This window comes from Chroococcus sp. FPU101, assembly GCF_017312365.1.
Lineage (GTDB): Bacteria > Cyanobacteriota > Cyanobacteriia > Cyanobacteriales > Microcystaceae > Chroococcus.
The window spans coordinates 38,305-56,108 of sequence record NZ_BLJI01000023.1 but is presented as its reverse complement, the minus strand read 5'-3'; the positions used below and the strand labels follow the sequence as shown (position 1 = coordinate 56,108).

Sequence of the window (17,804 nt, the reverse complement as noted above, 5' to 3'; positions counted from 1 at the left end):
CATCCGTTATTTAGTTAAGTTCTGATTTATACCGAAACTTAAATCCTAAAAAAAGATTAAGATTTAGAAAATAACTCCCCAATGTCTCATTACTTTAACAAAAGGGAGTTAAATGATAGCAAAAACTTTATGGATTATAATGGTTTTCTCTTCTTTGTCAAAATTTAATTTAATGATTTTTCAGTATTGAATGAAATGTCTAGTAACCATAACATTTATCCTAGAATGATTATCAAAAAAGCTCACCTGAAGAAAGGCCGTTTTGTTAGGAGACAAGTACAGATGACTTGTGTCGAGTTAAGATAGAGCAGGTAGTATCCTTTGTGCAGTGCGATGTCTTCATCTTCTGACCGTCCCTATAAAAGTCGCTTTTTTAACTTTCTGAATCGTTATTCGATCCGAATCAAAGATCAAGCGGGAGTCGCTTGGCGTAATGCGGCTCAAACTTCTGTAGAATGGGGTTTACAAATCTTATTGTATCCCGTCTATTTGGTGGTACAAGCGGGACGGTTTGCCCAACGTCAGCTAAAACAAAGTGTCAGAAAGGTTCCTCGTTTAATTGCCAGCCGTCTGAAGAAACAACAACCTGCAGAATTACTTTCGCCCACAGAACGGGTTTTAGAGTCAATTCATCTCACAGTACCAGAGGACGAAACATCAATCGCTGATTTTTTATCTCGTTTCAAAATTTATTCACAAGACCCTTTTTTAGATCTCCAAAACCCCTCAGCTTTAACGGTTTTTGAAACCCCAGTTTCTACTCTAGTCCCTGAAACATTTAAAATACAGGGAATTGTCTCTTTATTAGAAGATCATCGGTTAGCCCTTGTTACTAATGGAAATCTAATTTTAGATGTTTTCACAGACGAGCAACAAAAAACTTTAGAAGATCGGATATGTTTAGAAATAGCGAACTATTGGTACGAAGTTAGACTACGTTTTAACGCACAACGCAATACACCAGGACTCATGCCGAGTTTTAGAAAAACTTGGCCGAATGTCCTTCCCCCTGTACGATGGTTTTGGCGGATTATGCGATGGGAACAAACCAGTGATATCGCCAAAGAAATTAACTTATTTGGTGAATCTTCTCTCGTTCCGCTAGAACCCTCATCATCTGAGTTATTGCCTCCTCTACTGACACGTCTTGATGAAAAACTAGCTGTTATTGAAGAACAAGACTTAATTTCCCTAACCCAATGGGTACAACGCACCCTAACCCAAACCTCTACTGATCTTTCTAATTCACCTACTTGGAAAATTCAAGTTTTAATAAGGGCTGCGGTTGCTTATTTCTTTGGTTCAACACTGCAAGAACTCTCGACATCCGATGGTAAATCTTTTATTATACCAGGTGCAGAAAAAGGACAAAAACTTTTAGAAGCAGCTAAAGAAAAAGGATCTGACTGGTTATATACTGTAGGCGATCGTATTAATGATCATATCCCTGAATCCACCGATCCAGAATCCGATCCGTTTAAGATTCAGGTTCTAATTAAATCCGCCCTTTCATATTACCTTGCCAAAGAAGAAACCACACCCCAAGCATTACCCACCCAATCAGAACCCCCAGTACAAGATCCTTGGCTCACATGGAATGACATCTTTACACCCACTACCGACATTAAACAATCTTCTGTCTTGGAAAATTGCTCTACTTGGGAGCCACCCCTTTGCGGGGGTTCCCCCCGTTGTGGGGAGTGGCGTGGAGACCCCAAGACTGCATTTTCCGCTTTAGAACCGCAACTTGTCACCGCTTTACCTCCTGCACCCCAAGCATTACCGCAACCTACCCAACAACCTCAAATCAAACGACCTTCCCCTATCCCCCCTCGAAAAGTTGCGCCTAAACCCCAGTCTATTGCCCCTGTAGCCCCTTTAACGGCATCTGTTGAGCAAAAAAAACCTGAGATTGTCCATCAGCCTTTTCCGACCTCCTACGATAGCCACCCCGACCAAAATTGGCCAGATTGGGTCGAAATCAAATCCACACCGACGGGATATGAAAAACACTTTCTAGAACGAATTCTAGACGGGTTTGATAAAGTGATGTTTTGGATCGAAGAATTGTTTATTAAACTTTGGCAGTGGTTTCAAGGAAAAAAACAAAATCGCAAACGAAATCAACGATAAATTAAAATTTCAGTAGGCTAGTTTAAATATAAAGATAATTTTGAGTCACGCTGCTATAGTGAACTATTTTGAGGAAAGCTTTGCTACATAAATTGTATTAAAATTTCCCTCGCCTTGGGGAAAGGGGTTAGGGGTGAGGGACTTCAACTACCTTTATTTAGGAAAATGGGGTAACTGGGGAGATTTTCGTGTAGGTTTAGCAGATGGGGGATTAAGTTTTGGGGGTAAGATCTTTTGAGAAGACATGAGTAACGTTGGAGACACTTCAGCCAAGGGTAAACTAGATTCTGTCTCTATAGAACAAGAGTCAGGTAAACTTAAATAACTTGCTTTCGGCAGACTGACAACTTTTTGTGAGACGCGCCAAGTTTCCCCCAACAATTCTGACATCACATCACAACAACAACTAAACTCCCATAAACCCGCATCAAAATAAGTAAAGGGCAAAATAACAATCAGTCCCTGAGAATTGGTACGACGGAAATGGGTTTGATGACATTCAAGAGAAGCTAACCTATTTAATGGTTGAACATTAACCCGAACCTCAACACAAAGATTTGTTACATTTGTTTGACCAATGACACGATATCTGGATTCATTTACTTCTAGGGTTGAGGTTTGGATGGGTTGCCATATTTTACCGCCCTCTCTTTGAATCAAAAATAGCCAATTCATGCGTCATCTATGCTCAGAATTTAGCTTTCGTGACGGCAAAAGATTAGGGTTTGTGCCGTGTCAGTTGTTGTTTTAATTCATCTAAATCACTCAATAACTCGGATTGCGCTAAACTGGTTTGTTCTTGGGTTGCCATCCATTTCAGTTGTACTGTTTGGTTATCTGCTTCAGCATCTCCTAAGATCAGACAAGCGATCGCACCACTTCGATCCGCCCGTTTAAACTGTTTCCCGAAGGCACTTCCACTTAAATCTAACTCCACTTTTAAACCTGCTTGGCGTAATTTTTGGGCTAAAACGAATCCTTGTGCTTCGGCTTTTTCTCCCCGCGAAACAATATAAAAATCTGGAACCAAAACAGGTGTAGATTGTAGTTTTTGCAGAAGTAAGACTAAGCGTTCCATACCGATAGCCCAACCAATGGAGGGGGTATCACTTCCACCAAGCTGACTAATTAATCCATCATATCGCCCACCACCACAGACTGTCGCTTGCGCCCCTAAATCAGCCGATTGAATTTCAAAAGCCGTATGAGTATAGTAATCCAAACCCCTGACCAAAGAAGGATTTAACTGATAAGCAACCCCTAAATCATTTAATAACTGCTGAACTTGATCAAAATGTTTTTGGGAATCTTCCCCCAAATACTCTAATATACTCGGTGCATTTTGACAGATTTCTTGGGTTTTGGCATCCTTACTATCCAAAATTCGCAAGGGATTACGATTTAAACGATCTTGCGAGTCGGTATCGAGTTGATCTTTGTATGGCGTTAGATAGCTAACTAAAGCATCTCGATAACGCTGTCTGTCTTCTCCATTTCCCACCGAATTAAGACTTAAACTGAGATTTTTTAAGCCCAATGTCAATAGAATATCCGTAGCCAAAGCGATCACCTCAACATCTGCCCTTGGATCTCGACTCCCTAATAACTCTAACCCAATTTGATGAAACTGACGCTGACGACCCGCTTGCGGACGTTCATAGCGAAACATCGGCCCCTTGTACCAGAGTCTTTGTACCCCTCCAGTAGCAGCTAAATTATGTTGGATCAACGATCGCACAACTCCCGCCGTTCCTTCAGGGCGTAGGGTTAATGAGCGATCACCTCGATCTGTAAAAGTATACATTTCTTTACCAACAACATCCGTCGCCTCTCCAATACCTCTTTCAAATAGGGATGTTTCTTCAAAAATCGGTGTGCGAATTTCTTGATAGAGTGCGTTACTCAAAATCGTTGTTGCAACGGTTTCGATGTGCTGCCAGTAACCCACTTCTTCGGGTAAAATATCTCTTGTTCCTCGGATTGCTTGAATCGTAGCCATTTCAACTTATAATCAACACGACACAGATCACCATTAAAACATGAAAATTGGGATTATAGGACTTGGCTTAATTGGAGGATCATTAGGGTTAGACTTGCGCTCGATAGGACATACAGTTTTAGGAGTCTCTCAAAAAGAAAGCACTTGTCAAACTGCTAAAAATATCGGGGCGGTGACTCATGCGACAACCGATTTGAAATTAGTCGCTCAAACCGATCTCATTTTTATCTGTACACCCATTCACTATATTTTCCCTACCCTGCAACAACTAAGCGAATATCTCCAGCCTACTACGATTGTTACTGATGTGGGTTCAGTCAAAACGCCAATTGTGCAACAATGTACTACACTATGGTCGAATTTTGTCGGGGGTCATCCGATGGCAGGAACCGCCGAGCAGGGCATCAATGCAGCACAAAATAATTTATTTGTCAATAGACCCTATGTGATAACTCCAACTTTGGACACGCCTCCCCATTCCGTCCAAATTCTCGCAGATTTAGTGAGTTCTATCGGTGCAGAGGTTTATACTCAATATTCCCCAGAAGTGCATGATCAAGCAGTGGCTTGGATCTCCCATCTTCCTGTAATGATTAGTGCCAGTTTAATCGATGCTTGCATGAGTGAACCCAACACACAAATCTTAGAAGCCGCACAAAAGTTAGCGAGTTCGGGTTTTGCAAGTACCAGTCGCGTTGGTGGTGGTAATCCAGAATTAGGCGTGATGATGGCAAGATATAATCAAGAAGCCATATTACGATCGCTACAACAATATCGCCAAACCTTAGATCATTTAACTCATCTGATTAAAACCGAAAATTGGTCGAGTTTACAAGAAACCCTCGAAACTACCCAACAAGCAAGACCCCATTTTATTGATTAGCTCATTTCGTAAGATTGGTGTACAAACGCAGCAAATAGTTAGGATTGATCAGGGTAATTAGATATCCCATCAAAATCAGCATTAAAGCCGCGATGACAATGGGGATCGCTAAGGGTAAATTGAGGAGATGACGAGGGTTGCTTTGAATGGCTTTAACTCGTTCGGAAAAGGCTTGTAATTTTCCAGATGTACCAAAAACTGTATTATCTATATTTTGTTTAAATTTATCATTGGAGAGTACCCGCTTCTGCCAGTAATAATCATAACCAATGAGCAGAAATCGCCAGAAAAAATGAGAAAGGTTTTCAGGGGGTGCATGAGTCGCTTTTGCTTGGGGTTGTTTCCAGATGCTATAACCCGACAAACGTAATGAATGAGCATGAATCACACAGTTACCGCGATAGAGTTCAATTTCTGTAGGTATTGAGTTATCTAACAAGACTTCACGCCGAAACGCTACGTTATTGAGGAAATATTGCGATGTTTTGCTTAATTGGGTTTGATTGGAGAAGGGAGGAAAGATATAAATTAACGTCATTGCAGTACCATAGGGATCATCGCCTCTGGTTTTCGTTTCACCTGCAACAATTTGTATATCCGAATTTTCGCTAAAAGGAGTCAAAATATTTTTGAGCCAATTAGCTTCATAAATACAATCTGAGTCAAAATAGACAATAATCTCACCTGTCGCCAGTTTCGCCCCTAACATTTTAGCTTCATAGTAAGTAATTTCTAATGGTGCGGGATAGGTTTGAATCCAAGGAAATCGATTTAACAGTTGTTCCAGTAAGTCGGGGGGTAAATCACCACTTTCGATTAACCAAACCTCATTAGCTTGTTTTGGCGAAATGTCTTGATGTTCCAGAGAAGCTAGAGATCGTATAATTCCTTCAAGATCAGCCGTTTCAAGGTTTTCTGTCTCTAATACCATTGAAAAATTAAGAATTTTTGGTGCTGATGCTGTCATTTCTCTAACTTATTCTGTCGTTACAGTTGTTTGTTTTATTTATCTTACAAATTTAGATTCTTGGCAAGATGTACAATCAAAAAGACTTTTTTAAATTTGTGAATGGATCTTAATTAGTATAATTTTTATTTATAAATTAACCTAACTAGATGAATTTAATTAAATTTCTATTTCGTTCTTCTCGCCGATTAATGTTGACTGCGCTAGTCATTGGGATTTTAAGCGGTAGCAGTAGCGCGGGTTTAATTGCTTTAATTAGTTATGCGATAGCTAATTTTTCGGTTACGCCAGCCCTCTATCTTATTGTAGGCTTTATGGGTTTGGCTTTGACGGCATTATTCACGAGTTGGTTAGTGCGAGTTATTTTGATTCGACTTTCAACTGAAGCAGTATTTCAATTACAGATGAGTCTGAGTCGTCAGATTTTAGCATCAGAACTAACTTATCTTGAGCAAACAGGTTCATCTCAATTACTAGCTGCTTTAACCGATGATATTCAAGCGATCGCAGATGCAGTTTACATTTTACCCTTTTTAGGGATTAATTTAGCCATTATTACGGGATGTTTTGTTTATATTGCTTGGCTTTCTTGGCAAGTTTTTTTAATTGTTTCTAGTTTATCTTTTTTGACTGTATTTGCTTTTCGATTTCTCCTCAAACGCGGTCGAAAGCTGCTCAGATATGCTAGAGAGGATCGAGATTTGCTCTTTGAAGATTTTCGGACACTCACCCAGGGAATTAAAGAATTAAAATTACATCAGCAAAAACGTCTGGACTTTTTACAAGAAGATTTACAAAATAGTGCTTCTCGCTTTCGCAGTCATAGTATTGGAGGTTTAAGTTTATTAGCTTTTACGGATAGTGTTGGTAAATTTGTCTTTTTCTGGGCCATTGGTTTAGTTCTATTTATTATTCCTTATTTTCTTGTCCTTTCACCTGTAACTTTATCGAGTTATGTCTTAACTTATACTTATCTATTAGGGCCTTTTGAAAATATTGTTAATAAACTACCGATTATTACTAAAGCCGATGTCGCTTTACAAAAACTCCAGATATTGGGCTTATCTTTAAGCAATCATACTGAAGAGATTATCTTCAACCAACAGAACTTTAATCTAGATTGGCAACATTTAAAATTGAAAGAAATATCACATATTTATTCGGGTGAGATAGAAGATACGCATTTTACTTTAGGGCCAATCAATTTAGAATTTCAAGCGGGAGAAATAGTCTTTATCATTGGAGGAAATGGAAGCGGAAAATCAACTTTAGCTAAAATCATTACTGGACTATATACACCAGATAGCGGTGAAATCTGGTTAGACCAAGAGATGATTAATACAACTAATCGTGAATGGTATCGCCAACATTTTGCAGTGATTTTCTCAGATTTCTATTTATTTAATCGTCTGTTAGGAATTGATGTAGAAAATATCAATGAGAAAATTCAATATTATCTTAAATTATTTAACTTAGAACACAAAGTTAAAGTTAATGATGGGCGTTTTTCGACAACGGCTCTTTCTCAAGGACAACGGAAAAGATTAGCTTTATTAGCCGTTTATTTAGAAGAACGATCAATTTATTTATTTGATGAGTGGGCAGCCGATCAAGATCCAACTTTTAAAAAGATTTTTTATACAGAATTTTTACCTCAACTCAAAAAAAAAGGCAAGCTGGTTTTAGCAATTACTCATGATGATCACTATTTCTCAGTTGCCGATCGTATTATTAAATTAAATTCAGGTCAAATCGAATATGATCAAGAAGGAGTCTGATTTTTAGTTTGGGGTATTAAAGAAGTTGTTTTCAATTTAGAGCGAATGGTTTTCAAAGATTTGATCTGTTCTGGTTTTTTCATCACTAAACCAGTGATACCACCACTAATTAAAGGAAAAGTTGGATTGTAGGTTACATTTAATAAAGAATCAAGCATAAATAAAGCTAATGATACAGCAAGCACAGCCGCAGGAGCAACATGAGGATTAAACCAAGTTTTTGCGGGATATCGCCAAAAAGCAAAACAAACAACAGGCAGCAACAAACAAGATACAAAACTAATTAAACCGACTAATCCATTAATGCCATAAATAATAATCCAATAACTATCTGTAACTGAAGTATCTTGTAATTCACCATCCCAATTGACTTGGTAAATACGATTACGTCCCCAGCCGCCCCAACCAAAAATAGGATTCTGATGAGCTTTTTCTTTGAGTTTAACTTCATTATCTAATCGGAATTCTAAAGATTGCGCTCTCTCTTGATTAAAATTTTGCGAAGCCCAATTAACTAAGCCAGTACCATCAAAATTATTAGTTAGATTAATCAATAAATAGTAATTTATACTAAAAATTAAAACCAGCAAAATCAGACTATTACGCAACCATTTGCTTGAAAAAATAATGATTACTCCAATAATAAAATAAATATAAGCTCCAACCGATTTAATTAATAACAAAGTGACCATCAAAGTAGTCACTAACCATTTAATTTTGATTCCCCAAATGTTAGATATTGTTTTCGACTGCCACAACCAAAGTGCAATTAGGGCTGCTACCATCATCCACATCGCCAATACTAAACCATGACTCATAAAAACGCTTGGTCGCCAAGAGCCTCCTCTAATAGCCTGTGTAACTCCTGAAGAGTGAGCATAATAACCATAGATATAATAATGTAATTGAGGACTCATCCGTATTTCAAACAAACACAAAGGTACATAGATGATTCCGCCTTTAACAATCGTCAGGGCTAATTCTTTAAGTCCAGCCAAATTATTAAGATATAAACGTCCTAGAATATAAGGTAAACCCCAACTTGTTGTCTGAGTTAGACTTGCATTAAGACCATCATAAGCTCCTAATTCATTAGTCATTGAAGAAAAGAAAGGACAGATACACCAAATTAACATGGGCAAATCTAGCCAACCTGGCTTAAATCTAGTAAAACTCCCAAAATCAAAAAAAAGAATTCCTAATAAAATGCCATAACAAGTGGCTACCATTCCAGCATAATCTGGAATTAAAGGTAGCGCAATCCCTGTTCTTTGAGGTAGAAAAAGAAGACCAGCTATGAAACTAACAATAATCGCTTTTCGCGGCGGAAAATAAACAAATAAAGCAAAAGTTAGTGGTAACCAGGCAATGAGAACAAATAAAGCTTGAGGAGTCATAGAAATTTATTTTCTGCACAATAAATCTTTACCGATTAGCTTTTTTATCTAAAAATTGTTTAAGTTCAAGAAAAATCGGCGGAATGAGTTTTTTAAGTAAAATTTTTCCTTGAGATAATCCTGAGAATTTTTCTGTTAGATCTTCATTTGGTCTAGCTTGAAAAAGGGTTGAGTGAATTTCTGAGACTTCTTCAGGCGGTCTACCATTACTATAATAATAAAGAGCTAATGACTTACGAGTTCGATCTTCAGGACAGGTCAACGGTTCGGGATGTCCATGATAAGAAAAATCAGTTGTACTAAAAATAACACATCGATTAAAAATCGGTAAAACTTGTTTTTGACAACTTTTCATATCTTGATCCCATAATTCAAAATAACCGCCATACTCTTCTTTCCAATCTTTGTTTAAATAAATTAATAAATTTAATCGTCGATCTAGATTAAGCTTTTGATGTTTATTAAAATCAGCGTGAATTTTTAAATATCCTCCTCTTTCAATTTGATGAAGTCCACCACCTACAAAATGTGGATCACTTATAAGACCATCAATACCTGTTAGTTTTTCTAAAAATTGGATAAAAGTCGATGAATTGAGTTGATATAACAATAAGCGTGTCCATGGCCCCATCTGCAACTCAGAATTAGAAGCTAGTTTTTTCTCTGCAACGTTATTGAATGATTTCCAATCAATTGATCTTGGCTGTGGAAATTCTTCTAAAACTCGATTCAAAATAGTTTCAGGCAAAAAATCATCAATAATAATATGTGGAAAAGGTTTAGCTTGAGCATAAGCTTGAGCATCTTTTGAGTATAGTTGCTCTAAATAGTCTGGGTTTAAATAATAGTCTAATTCTGTAATATTCATAAACACTTCCTTGTCAAAATTATTAATCTGTTAGATTTTAGTATAAAAGATCAGTGAGTTGAAACAAACATTAAATCAATTGGTAAACCAAAACCTGATAATTCTCTAACCATTAATGTTAAAGCGATCGCTGCTATAAACAAAGTAGTAATAATTATATCTTGTCGAAAACAACTCAGTTTTTCACGCCATAAACCATAGGAGATAACCGTATAAAGTTCAAGATCATTGAGAGCGACCATGATAATAAAACCAGGTAAACCAAAAAAATGAAATCCGACCAACAATCCCAAACACATATGAATACTCTTAAGAATTTGGCCATAAGCTTGATAGTTGAGTTTACCTAAAGCCACAAGTGCTTGACGATTAGTTTCTACTAGAACATTAGGCCAAATGCCCAATGCTAAAATAGGTAACATCCAAGCTGCTTGTTGATATCTTGCATCATAAATCAAACAAATAAACCAATCTCCAAAACAAACTAATGGTAGGATTAAACAACTCACGCATAATAACAACCAGCGTCTACTATTTAAAAGTTTTATCCTAAAAATATCACGAGGTAATTCTGTAAGTTTTGAGAAGACAGGTAGAAAAACTCGCCCTGAAAGCGCTCCTATTGTTGACTGAGGTAAAAGAGCCAAAGAGTAAGCTATTGTATAAATTCCAACAATTTTAAAAGATAATAATTTAGCGAGAATTAAACGATCGGTTTGAGTTGCTAAAAATGTGAATGCTGTTGAAATAAAAATCCATTTGCCAAAAGATAAAATATCATGTATGGCTTCAGGTTCCCATGTTAGACGATTAAAATAGTTTGGAATGAGACGATAACTCAAAATCATTTTTAAGACCGCTGCTGCTAAATTTCCTCCCACCAATGCCCAAAGGGTAGGACTAAACCAAGCCCAAGCTATCATTAGGGCTAAAGAAAAAACTTGTACCTTTAATTCAATAATAGTAAGCTCTCTAAGAGCAATCTGACGACTAAGTGTAAGTAAACTGGTTGAGTTAAATCCATTAAACAAACTGATTAGACTTAAAATCGGAATTAACCATAGTAAACGAGCATCGTTATAGAATTGAGCAATTGGCCAAGTAATTAATAAGCAACCTAACCAGATCACTACTCCCCGAATTATTTGAACTGTCCAAATCGTGTTGAGGAAAATTGGATCATCTCCCCGTTGATGCTGTATAACACTTGGTGCTAAACCCACATCAGACAACAAGTTTAAAGCGATAATAAAAGTCATTACTGTCGCCATTAATCCAAACAATTCTGGAGCCAATAAACGCGTTAAAATAACGTTTCCTCCAAAACGGATTAGCTGACTAGCACCATAACCAATCAGCGTCCAGAGTGTTCCTCTAAGAGCAAGTTTTTTTAAGGACATATTAGAGAGCGTGGCTTAAGTGCATTTAAACTACTTTTAGGAATTTGTGTGACTTTTCTTTACTTAGTATGCCCTAAACAACAAAAAAAAGATGTTTCGGATGCCATCTCATTTTGACGCATCTAATCACAATGTATGCTCTTTTGTATAGAAAACCTGAAGTTATACACAAGTTATACGCGAAACAGACATAAAGTTATACATATCCCCCCCTAAAGTAAACATGATGGTTTACAGGCGTTTCGGATAATGGGAATAGAACAAAAATCGTTGCTCTCAAGCCCATAATCTTCATGAAAGTTGTTAAGCTTCTAAACGCCTCAATACACAATCTGTCTCAGAAAGAACTTTTAGATAGGCTAACTGAGTTTGGTGGTTTCTTGATTACTCCTAATGTTGATCATTTAGTGAAACTACAACATGATGCTGAGTTTTTAGAAGTTTACAATCAGGCGACTTATCGAGTTTGTGATAGCAAGATATTACAATATGCTTCACATTTTTTAGGTAATCCAATTAAAGAAAAGATCTCTGGATCAGATTTTTTTCCTGCTTTTTATAAGTACAACAAAAATAACCACGACATTAAAATATTTCTGCTCGGAGCGCAAGAAGGAATTCCTCAAAAGGCACAAAGTAAGATTAATCAAAAAGTCGGGCGAAAAATAGTGGTAGACACCTACTCACCTCCTTTGAATTTTGAACTCGATGAAGCTGAATGTCAAAGAATTATTCAAAAAATCAATCGTTCGGGTGCAACAGTTCTAGCGGCCGGTTTGGGGTCGCCTAAGCAAGAGAAATGGATTTTAAAATATAAACACCAACTGAAAAATATCAAAATTTTCTTGGCGATTGGTGCCACAATTGACTTTGAAGCAGGATACAAGCCTCGCGCCCCAAAATGGGTGAGTGAAATCGGATTAGAATGGCTTTTTCGCTTGATTTCAGAACCAAAAAGACTGTGGAAACGATATTTAGTTGATGATATGTATTTTTTCTGGCTCATCTTACAGCAAAAATTACATATTTATGAAACGCCCAGAGCCGCCAAAACTTTATCTTTTAAAACCTCTAGAAATTAAAAAATAGTAGTCATTTTCAATTGATGCTTTGTATACTGGTGGATATCGAAATGATTACTATGATAGGCTGGAGTGTTTGTCTGTGACTGAATATGCTCAAGAATCTTTAATAGAAGAGCAAGAAACGGCTGGCAGTTCATCTAATAAAGAACTCAATCTACGTCCGTTAATTAGAACGTTTAGGAGAAAAGCTTGGTTAATTGGCGGTTTAACAACTCTCACCACCATTTCTGCTTTGATTTACCTTTCTTTTAAGCCTAGCACTTACATCGGTAATTTTTATTTACTCGTTGAGCCAATCACTTCAGCTGCTAAGTTAACCGATCCGACTACTCTGACTCGTACAGGTGGCGTTCCTAAAGATGATCTATTTGCCCTAGATTATCCGACGAACTTGGCTTTTTTAAAAAGTCCAGGCATGACTTATCGTATTGCTAAAGATGTTCATGAGCAAGAGTCTGATCGAACGGTTCCCGCTATTTGGAAAGATTTACGAGATCATCTGACAGTAGAACGAATTGGAACAACTCAAGCAACAGCAACCAAGATTTTTGCAGTGTCTTATGAAGGTGAAGATGCAGAAGAAGTACAGGCAATTTTAAATACAGCCGCCCAAACTTTTCTTAAATACAGTGCAGAAGACCGAGAAACTAGCTTAAAAGCAGGTGTTTCTTTTATTGATAAACAATTACCTGATTTAATGCAACGTCTTAATAAGCTACAGTCTGAACAACAAAAAATACGTCAACAATACGATTTACTCGATCCTGTCCAGAAAGGACAAGCAAATTTAGAACAAATTCAAAATTTAGATACACAGTTAATTAGCATCAATGATCAGCTAAGTACTCAAAAAACACTTTATAAAAATTTAGAAAAATTACTTAAATTAACGCCTGATGAAGCTTTAGTGGCTGCCTCTTTGAGTCAAGATCCAATACGTGTCTCTTTATCAGCAGATCTCCAAAAAATTGATGCTCAAATCGCTATAGAGTCGGCTCGTTTTACGTCCCAAAGTCCCATCCTTCAAACCCTAAAAGAACAAAGGGCTAATATCAACAACTTACTGGAAGAAAAAAACCAACAGCTTTTAGCTCAAAGTTCTAAGTCTTTATCTCGCCCAATTACTTCTTTAGATTGGCAAAATCCAACCCGTCTAAAATTTATCGAACAATACATTACTGCGGCTAATGAAATTCAGACTTTAGAGGCGCGTCGTCAAGAGTTGGTCACGATTAAAAAGAATTTAGAACAGCAGACTCGCAACTATCCAGAAATCATCCGTAACTATCAAGATATTGATCGAAAAATTATTTTAACGACTCAACTTTTAGATCGACTACAAACTCAGCGAGAAACCCTCAGAGTTGAAGCAGCACAAGAACTTCCTTGGCAATTGATTTCTAAACCTCAAATTCCCCTTGATAAAGACGGAAAACCGATTTCTTATCCCCCATCCCGTACAAAGATCATTGTTGCAGGTCTTGGTGGCGGTTTATTGTTGGGTGGTTTACTGGCTATCTTGCTCGAAAAACGCAGAGATAAATTCTACACTTCTGAAGATATTCAAGACTTGGCATCTACATCTTTAGTTGGAACGATTCCTTGGAATGAGAGCAGCCAAATTGTACCCAGTCCTTTGTTGCCAACTGTTAATTATAGTGATGCACCTATATTAGAACCTCAAACTGTTTCGACTTTAACTGAAGTTCTTCAGTCAAATGAAGCTTCAACGGTACGTGTCAATACGGCAGTTCAAACCCAAGAACCAAGTTCAGCGTTTTTAGTCCAACCGAGTTCCGTTGGTTTTGTGCCTTCTCCTAATCAAACTCAGCAATCTTTTTTTGCTCCATCAGGATGGAATCAAGAAAAAAGTTACTATTTTTTAAGTGCATTTGATACACTTTATGCACAATTGTCTTTAATTAATAATAATCAATCTCTAAAATCGATCGTTGTTTCTTCAGTTGAGGTTGATGACGGACAAACAACTGTGGCTGTTTATTTGGCAAACGCGGCGGCGGCGACTGGTTCACGAGTACTGATCGTTGATGCTAATTGGCACAATCCCCAGTTACACCACTATTTTAATTTACTTAACTACAAAGGTCTTGATCATCTTCTCAATGATGGTCTTCATCCCTCAGATGTCGTACAAGCTATTCAGGACACACCAAATCTTTTTGTTTTAACTTCTGGCTTATCGGAAATAGGCCTCAGAAAACGGCTTTGGTCGCCCAAAATGAAAGAATTAATGGAGAGGTTAAATCAAGAGTATGATTTAGTCATCTACGATTTGCCTCATTTCTTCGATTCAACTGATATTAGCTTTATGACGACTCAAACTAATGGTCTACTGTTGGTTGTTGATGTTTTTAAAACCTCACAATCCTTAGTGAAAAAGGCAATTAGTGAAATTAATCGTCTAAAATTACCGTTCTTGGGTACTGTTGCTAATCATTCAAAAGAGCCTAGTAATACCTTGCTTTAGACTTTTGTTGCAACATAAGTGATGAGGTGACTAAAATGAGTGACACAAGCAGTATTAATGTAGAAATTGCATTAATAGCTGGACTAATGGAAAAACGAATCATTCCATAGACAAAAAGCGGTAATGTTGTTGACCCTACTCCTGTTGTAAAAAATGTAATAACAAAATCGTCTAGTGATAAAGTAAATGCTAACAATGCTGCACTAATAATACCAGGCATAATTAAGGGTAAAATAACACGTTTGAAGGTTTGCCATTCATCTGCCCCTAAATCCCATGCAGCTTCTTCAAGAGAGGAATCTAATTCAGCAATTCTTCCTCTAACAACGATCGTAACAAAAGATATGCTAAAAGCAATATGACCAATAATGACCGTTGGTATACCTAAAACTAAGCGAATTCCCGTAAGTGTATTAATCAGTTGAAAAATCAGACTAAAAAAAACTAATAAAGAAATTCCCATCGTAATCTCTGGAATAATCATCGGTAAAATAACTAATCCTTCTATAATGTTTTTACCCCGAAATTTAAACCGCTCTAAGGCTAAAGCTAACAGGGTTCCTAATAAAGTAGACAAAAAGGTTGAAGTAAACGCGACAATCAAACTATTTTGTAAGGCTGTCCACACCATCGCATTAGTAAATTGTGCATTTTCCTCGGTCACTCCAGAGAATAAACTTTTATACCAATTAAAAGTGAATCCTCGCCACACTGAATTAAAACGTGAAACATTAAAAGAATAAATAACTAAGATTAAAATGGGTAGGTAAAGAAAAACTAATCCAAAAACCGTATTAAGCCCGATTCCGATTTTTCCTAATTTACGGAGCATTAAATCAAAACGCTTTTTATTTTTGTGTAACATACTTATTCCTCATTTTCTGACATTCGTAAATAAACCAAAATGGGAATTAAAATAACAATCATCATCAAAATAGATAAGGCAGAACCAAACGGCCAATCTCGTGATTTAATAAATTGATTTTGAATCACATTACCTATCATAATTGTTTTAGCCCCTCCTAATAAATCGGGTGTAATAAATGCTCCCACTGAAGGAATAAAGACTAATAAACAACCTGATATAATTCCTCTACGGCTTAAAGGTAAAACAACTCGCCAAAAAGTATTAATATCATTAGCCCCTAAATCATGTGCTGCCTCAACTAGACTAAAATTAAACTTTTCTAAAGTAGCGTATAAGGGCAAAACCATAAAAGGCAGATAACCATAAATCAAGCCTAAGCTGACTGCAAATGGTGTAAAAAGTAGGTCTAATGGTTCTTTAATGAGATGAATGTTTTGTCCCAGTGTATTAATTACGCCTTCGGTTCTGAGTAAAACCATCCAAGCATAAGTCCTTACTAAAAAATTAGTCCAGAAAGGAATAATCACTAAGACTAATAATATATTGCGCCAAGGTTGTGAACGGGTTGCAATAAAAAAAGCCATTGGATAACCAATAATAAGACAAACGATCGTGGTTAACAAAGCTAACCAACAAGAACGCCATAAAATACCCCAGTAAACCCCTTGAGTTAGTCTTTGATAACTGCTTAGACTAACAGTCCAATTGACACCGCCATAAGTACCTCGTTCTAAAAAACTGTATAACAAAACCAGTAACAACGGAAACACAAAAAATAACACTAAAAAGATTAATGCTGGTAAAAGTAGTACAAATAAATTAGTTTTTTGTCGCGTTTCTAGGGTAGTAAATTGGTACTTTGGTGAAGATACTGCCATAGTAATTAAGTAATTTTTCTGAGGTTTAAGTTGGTAATTTTTTTTAGTATTAAGGCTCTTTAAACTAATTAAAAACAAGTTTATTGTCAATAAGTTTAAGTTTTTAATGACCTGTTTAGCCTATGAAAAACAATCAGTTCATCAAGATAGCTGTACTAGAAAAAACAACCTTTAAAGACGGCAAGGGAATTTTTAAACGTCAATCTGTCTACAGTCTTCTGATTGACAAGAATCTGAATACAGGTTTGACTTTATTAGAATTAATGATAGCGTTGGTTTTGATAGGAATTTTATTAGCGATCGCTTTTAGTGGGATGAGTTATTTGATCGCTTGGTGTCGTCTTCATATTGCGGTCTTTCAACTCTCGCAACATTGGAAGGCAACACGTTATGAGGCCACGGGACAAGGCCCGCAACCCATTTCAGTCTGTATAGCGGAAATTATCAAAGAACGAATTCAGTATACCCAAATTAAAGGGAGTGATTGCGCTATGGCAACAGAATGGCTTTTTCTACCTCATGGAGTCAGTATCGATATTAACCATTCAACCCTGCCAACCGTCAAGGGTATAGCAGGGAATGGTGGAAGTTATTATCGGGCAAGTTGGGCTGATACACAAGGTGGGCAGGGTGGATCTTGGGGTCAATTAGGACGAATTGTTCTAATTACACCTAAGATTACGGCTAAAAAGTGTTTATTTCTTTTTAAAGTAGATGGAAGCTGGAATATTAGAGAGAATGAAAAGTGTAATAAATGAACATTAAATCCACATATCATACAAATCCCACAATCCTTCTAGTCCGATCACCCCGTTTTTGCAAATGGCTTCTTCTTCGTATGATGAAAAAGTTACGGGTAAAACTTGCTTTTCTTGAGCAGTTGGTTTAAACTTTTTAAATGAATTGAGTAAATTTTTCATCATAAATTGTAACTCCAATAATTGTAATTTTTTGGATGTGGTCTTTGTCTAAGCTTTATTGACCGCATAGCGAAAATTCAAAAAACGTTTAGGAAGTATAAGATCTGACCATCTTTTACTTCTTTTTTACTATTCTCGTC

General features: G+C 36.8%; 15 protein-coding genes. 6 read left to right on the top strand and 9 right to left on the bottom strand.

Features of this window, described 5'->3' with window-relative positions:
• The first annotated feature begins 333 nt into the window (after positions 1-333).
• Positions 334-2,133 carry a hypothetical protein gene (locus CFPU101_RS17570; protein ID WP_206816636.1) on the top strand — a complete coding sequence of 600 codons (1,800 nt, stop codon included), beginning with the start codon at positions 334-336 and terminating at the stop codon, positions 2,131-2,133.
• A gap of 153 nt (positions 2,134-2,286) precedes the next feature.
• Here the strand turns inward: CFPU101_RS17570 and CFPU101_RS17565 are convergent, their stop codons facing one another.
• Both CFPU101_RS17565 and hisS read right to left on the bottom strand, forming a co-directional pair.
• Complete coding sequence (locus CFPU101_RS17565) at positions 2,287-2,808, bottom strand: hypothetical protein (RefSeq protein ID WP_206816635.1); 522 nt, start codon at positions 2,806-2,808, stop codon at positions 2,287-2,289.
• Positions 2,809-2,851: 43 nt separating this feature from the next.
• A complete protein-coding gene (gene hisS, locus CFPU101_RS17560; RefSeq protein WP_206816634.1) occupies positions 2,852-4,132 on the bottom strand; it encodes a histidine--tRNA ligase in 1,281 nt (426 codons plus the stop codon).
• 40 nt (positions 4,133-4,172) lie between these two features.
• On the opposite strand from hisS, the gene CFPU101_RS17555 reads away from it, so the two are divergent.
• Positions 4,173-5,015 (top strand): prephenate/arogenate dehydrogenase, encoded by an 843-nt coding sequence (locus tag CFPU101_RS17555; RefSeq protein WP_206816633.1) that lies wholly within the window; start codon positions 4,173-4,175, stop codon positions 5,013-5,015.
• Position 5,016: 1 nt separating this feature from the next.
• Here the strand turns inward: CFPU101_RS17555 and CFPU101_RS17550 are convergent, their stop codons facing one another.
• On the bottom strand, positions 5,017-5,982 hold the full coding sequence (locus tag CFPU101_RS17550; protein ID WP_206816632.1) for a glycosyltransferase family 2 protein: 966 nt from the start codon (positions 5,980-5,982) through the stop codon (positions 5,017-5,019).
• Positions 5,983-6,131: 149 nt separating this feature from the next.
• On the opposite strand from CFPU101_RS17550, the gene CFPU101_RS17545 reads away from it, so the two are divergent.
• Positions 6,132-7,760: a cyclic peptide export ABC transporter gene (locus CFPU101_RS17545; protein WP_206816631.1), complete on the top strand. Its 1,629-nt coding sequence runs from the start codon at positions 6,132-6,134 to the stop codon at positions 7,758-7,760.
• Here the strand turns inward: CFPU101_RS17545 and CFPU101_RS17540 are convergent.
• Genes CFPU101_RS17540 through CFPU101_RS17530 form a run of 3 tightly spaced genes read right to left on the bottom strand, consistent with a single transcriptional unit; the run spans position 7,745 to position 11,425 of the window.
• Positions 7,745-9,157, bottom strand: coding sequence for an O-antigen ligase domain-containing protein (locus tag CFPU101_RS17540; RefSeq protein ID WP_206816630.1), 1,413 nt, complete (start codon positions 9,155-9,157; stop codon positions 7,745-7,747). The two genes, CFPU101_RS17545 and CFPU101_RS17540, sit on opposite strands and share 16 nt — an antisense overlap.
• Positions 9,158-9,185: 28 nt before the next feature.
• Positions 9,186-10,025 (bottom strand): 2OG-Fe(II) oxygenase, encoded by an 840-nt coding sequence (locus CFPU101_RS17535; protein ID WP_242578058.1) that lies wholly within the window; start codon positions 10,023-10,025, stop codon positions 9,186-9,188.
• 50 nt (positions 10,026-10,075) lie between these two features.
• Positions 10,076-11,425 carry an oligosaccharide flippase family protein gene (locus tag CFPU101_RS17530; protein ID WP_206816629.1) on the bottom strand — a complete coding sequence of 450 codons (1,350 nt, stop codon included), beginning with the start codon at positions 11,423-11,425 and terminating at the stop codon, positions 10,076-10,078.
• Positions 11,426-11,718: 293 nt separating this feature from the next.
• Here CFPU101_RS17530 and CFPU101_RS17525 point away from each other — a divergent pair, with 293 nt between their 5' ends.
• Both CFPU101_RS17525 and CFPU101_RS17520 read left to right on the top strand, forming a co-directional pair.
• Positions 11,719-12,507, top strand: coding sequence for a WecB/TagA/CpsF family glycosyltransferase (locus CFPU101_RS17525; RefSeq protein WP_206816628.1), 789 nt, complete (start codon positions 11,719-11,721; stop codon positions 12,505-12,507).
• An 82-nt stretch (positions 12,508-12,589) separates the two neighbouring features.
• Positions 12,590-14,998, top strand: coding sequence for a polysaccharide biosynthesis tyrosine autokinase (locus tag CFPU101_RS17520; RefSeq protein WP_206816627.1), 2,409 nt, complete (start codon positions 12,590-12,592; stop codon positions 14,996-14,998).
• On the opposite strand, the gene CFPU101_RS17515 is transcribed toward CFPU101_RS17520, so the two are convergent.
• Both CFPU101_RS17515 and CFPU101_RS17510 read right to left on the bottom strand, forming a co-directional pair.
• Positions 14,979-15,863, bottom strand: a complete 885-nt coding sequence (locus CFPU101_RS17515) for an ABC transporter permease (RefSeq protein WP_206816626.1) — start codon at positions 15,861-15,863, stop codon at positions 14,979-14,981. The two genes, CFPU101_RS17520 and CFPU101_RS17515, sit on opposite strands and share 20 nt — an antisense overlap.
• Positions 15,864-15,865: 2 nt before the next feature.
• On the bottom strand, positions 15,866-16,744 hold the full coding sequence (locus CFPU101_RS17510) for an ABC transporter permease (protein WP_206816625.1): 879 nt from the start codon (positions 16,742-16,744) through the stop codon (positions 15,866-15,868).
• 122 nt (positions 16,745-16,866) lie between these two features.
• On the opposite strand from CFPU101_RS17510, the gene CFPU101_RS17505 reads away from it, so the two are divergent.
• Complete coding sequence (locus CFPU101_RS17505; protein ID WP_206816624.1) at positions 16,867-17,502, top strand: Tfp pilus assembly protein FimT/FimU; 636 nt, start codon at positions 16,867-16,869, stop codon at positions 17,500-17,502.
• A gap of 3 nt (positions 17,503-17,505) precedes the next feature.
• On the opposite strand, the gene CFPU101_RS17500 is transcribed toward CFPU101_RS17505, so the two are convergent.
• Positions 17,506-17,667, bottom strand: coding sequence for a hypothetical protein (locus CFPU101_RS17500; protein WP_206816623.1), 162 nt, complete (start codon positions 17,665-17,667; stop codon positions 17,506-17,508).
• Positions 17,668-17,804 lie beyond the last annotated feature (137 nt).

What these genes read in the sequence shown, in the direction of transcription:
- CFPU101_RS17570 (WP_206816636.1), top strand. Translation starts at nt 334, where the DNA reads ATGTCTTCATCTTCTGACCGTCCCTATAAAAGTCGCTTTTTTAACTTT.
- CFPU101_RS17565 (WP_206816635.1), bottom strand. Translation starts at nt 2,808, where the DNA reads ATGAATTGGCTATTTTTGATTCAAAGAGAGGGCGGTAAAATATGGCAA.
- hisS (WP_206816634.1), bottom strand. Translation starts at nt 4,132, where the DNA reads ATGGCTACGATTCAAGCAATCCGAGGAACAAGAGATATTTTACCCGAA.
- CFPU101_RS17555 (WP_206816633.1), top strand. Translation starts at nt 4,173, where the DNA reads ATGAAAATTGGGATTATAGGACTTGGCTTAATTGGAGGATCATTAGGG.
- CFPU101_RS17550 (WP_206816632.1), bottom strand. Translation starts at nt 5,982, where the DNA reads ATGACAGCATCAGCACCAAAAATTCTTAATTTTTCAATGGTATTAGAG.
- CFPU101_RS17545 (WP_206816631.1), top strand. Translation starts at nt 6,132, where the DNA reads ATGAATTTAATTAAATTTCTATTTCGTTCTTCTCGCCGATTAATGTTG.
- CFPU101_RS17540 (WP_206816630.1), bottom strand. Translation starts at nt 9,157, where the DNA reads ATGACTCCTCAAGCTTTATTTGTTCTCATTGCCTGGTTACCACTAACT.
- CFPU101_RS17535 (WP_242578058.1), bottom strand. Translation starts at nt 10,025, where the DNA reads ATGAATATTACAGAATTAGACTATTATTTAAACCCAGACTATTTAGAG.
- CFPU101_RS17530 (WP_206816629.1), bottom strand. Translation starts at nt 11,425, where the DNA reads ATGTCCTTAAAAAAACTTGCTCTTAGAGGAACACTCTGGACGCTGATT.
- CFPU101_RS17525 (WP_206816628.1), top strand. Translation starts at nt 11,719, where the DNA reads ATGAAAGTTGTTAAGCTTCTAAACGCCTCAATACACAATCTGTCTCAG.
- CFPU101_RS17515 (WP_206816626.1), bottom strand. Translation starts at nt 15,863, where the DNA reads ATGTTACACAAAAATAAAAAGCGTTTTGATTTAATGCTCCGTAAATTA.
- CFPU101_RS17510 (WP_206816625.1), bottom strand. Translation starts at nt 16,744, where the DNA reads ATGGCAGTATCTTCACCAAAGTACCAATTTACTACCCTAGAAACGCGA.
- CFPU101_RS17505 (WP_206816624.1), top strand. Translation starts at nt 16,867, where the DNA reads ATGAAAAACAATCAGTTCATCAAGATAGCTGTACTAGAAAAAACAACC.
- CFPU101_RS17500 (WP_206816623.1), bottom strand. Translation starts at nt 17,667, where the DNA reads ATGATGAAAAATTTACTCAATTCATTTAAAAAGTTTAAACCAACTGCT.